This window comes from Gryllotalpicola sp. CP2-P1 (genome assembly GCF_057512245.1).
In genome coordinates this window covers 1-2,238 of the sequence record NZ_JBLRDT010000301.1, presented here as the reverse complement: position 1 = coordinate 2,238, position 2,238 = coordinate 1, and the positions used below count along the sequence as shown (strand labels likewise).

The following is a 2,238-nucleotide window of genomic DNA, read 5'->3' as shown; positions in this document are numbered from 1 at the left end:
GCCGGTGTCGTACCCGGTGACATCCGTGTCCGACTGGCGCACGCGCACGTGTGAGGCGTCCGTGTTCAGCGCGGTCGCCGCGAACTGCACGTGCGCTGTGGTCGTGCCGTTCCCGAACTCGCTCGTGCCGACAGAGACCACGTAGGTCCCGTCGTGCCCGACGCTCACGGATGCCTCGGCGAAGTGGCCCCGGGGCGGCAGCGTCGCGATCATCGCGATCGCGAGCCCCGTGCCCTCGGCCCACTCCGGCCCCGACGGCCGGCTGACGGTCGTGAGCGGCAGCCCGCGGGGCTCCCACGACGGCGACGCGCTTGCGGCCAGCTGCGCCTCGACCCAGTCGAGGCACTGATCGAGCCCGTAGCTGCCGATCGCCAGGTCGTCGAACGTCTCGGCGATGAAGCGGTCGTCGGCGGTGATCATGTTGCGCCGGCGCAGCTCGGCAGGCGAGAGCCCGAGCTGCAGGGCGAGCTCGTCGATCGCGGACTCGACGGCGAACATCACCTGCCCCAGCCCGTAGCCGCGGAACGCCCCTGACGGCAGGTTGTTCGTGTACACGCCCTCGACGTGCACGCGCTTCTTCCCCCAGTGGTACACCTCGGTCGACTCGGTGACCGCGTGGTGCAGAACGCCGCGCGTGTGGTTGCCGTAGGCGCCCGCGTCGGCGAGCACGTCGAGGTCGAGCGCGCGGAAGCGCCCGTCGGGGTCGGCGGCGATCGTGATCGCGAGGCGCATGGGATGCCGCGTCGGCGCGACCGACATCGTGTCGGTGCGGGTCCACTCGTACTGCACGGGCGCGCGCGTCTTCAGCATCGCGAGCAGCACGAGGTCCTCGATGAGCATCTCCTGCTTGCTGCCGAAGCCGCCGCCGACACGGCCCGTGAGCACGCGCAGCTGCTCGGGCTCGAGGCCGAAGACGTGCGCGAGCTCGTCGCGCACGAGGAACGGCACCTGCGAGCTCGTGCGCAGCACGTAGCGGCCGCCGTCGTCGACCCACCCGCGCGCGGCGGGCGTCTCCATCGCGATGTGCGTGACCCGATGCGTCCGGTAGGTCCCGCTGTAGCTGTGAGGGGCGGATGCCAGCGCCGCCTCGACCTCGTCGCGGGGGTCGCCCTCGTCGAAGGCGATCACGAGGTTCCGCGTCGCGTCGTCGACGCGGTCGGCCGGGGTGCGCTCGGGGTGCAGCAGGGGCGCACCCTCGCGCCGCGCCTCGTCGGGGTCGTACACCGCGGGAATCAGCTTGTAGCCGACCTCGATCAGCGCGCACGCCTGCTCGGCGATGCGCCGCGACTCGGCGACGACGGCGGCCACGCGCTGGCCGCGGAACCGCATGACGGTGTCGATGACGAGCTGGTCGTCGGGGTCGTCCTCGCGGTGCTCGTGCCGCGCAGACGAGAACCTTACGGCTGGCGAGTCCTCGGCGGTCAGCACGGCGCGCACGCCGGGCAGCGCGAGTGCACGCGAGGCATCGAGGTGGACCACGCGCGCGTGGGCGTGCGGGCTGCCGAGCACCGCGAGGTGCAGCATCCCCTCGGGCGGGTCCTCGTCGAGGGTGTACGCCTCTTCGCCGCTCACCACCCGGCGCGCGGCGGGCGGCGCGACCGCCTGGCCGTAGGCCGGGTCGCCGTTGCTGATGCCGGCCGGCGCCGTGTTGCGGGTGCCGGCGATGGCATCGCCGATCGCGCGGTAGCCGGTGCAGCGGCACAGGTTGCCCTTGAGCGCCTGCGGCAGATCCGCGAGCTCCTCGTCGCCGAGGGTCGACGCCATGACGACGAAGCCCGGCGTGCAGTAGCCGCACTGGTAGCCGCCCGCCGCCACGAAGCGCTCCTGCACGGGCGCCGGCTCGTCTGCCGTGCCGATGCCCTGCACCGTCGTCACCTCGCGGCCGTCGGCTCGGTGAGCCGGGATGATGCACGAGTTCACGGCGCGCCCGTCGAGCAGCACGGTGCATGCGCCGCAGTCGCCCGCGTCGCAGCCGCGCTTGACCTCGTAGTGGCCGAGCTCGCGCAGCACCGTGCGCAGCACCTGGCCCGGCTGCGCCTCGATGTCCTGCGAGCGCCCGTTGACCGTGATCCTCACGCGGCGGCCCCCTCCAGCTCGGAACGCACGTCCTCGGCGAGCCGCACGGCCATCGCGCGCCGCCACGCCGGCGTTCCGTGCGGGTCGGCGAACCACTCGCCGAGGTCGTGTACGGCGTCGGCGAGCACGCCCTGTTCCGGCATCCGCTCGAATCTCAGCGCA

General features: G+C 73.0%; 1 protein-coding gene. It reads right to left on the bottom strand.

Going from position 1 to position 2,238, the window contains the following annotated elements:
• Positions 1-2,076 (bottom strand): molybdopterin-dependent oxidoreductase (locus ACM2XV_RS14510; RefSeq protein WP_487027446.1); only part of this gene is annotated, 2,076 nt, incomplete at its 3' end.
• Positions 2,077-2,238 lie beyond the last annotated feature (162 nt).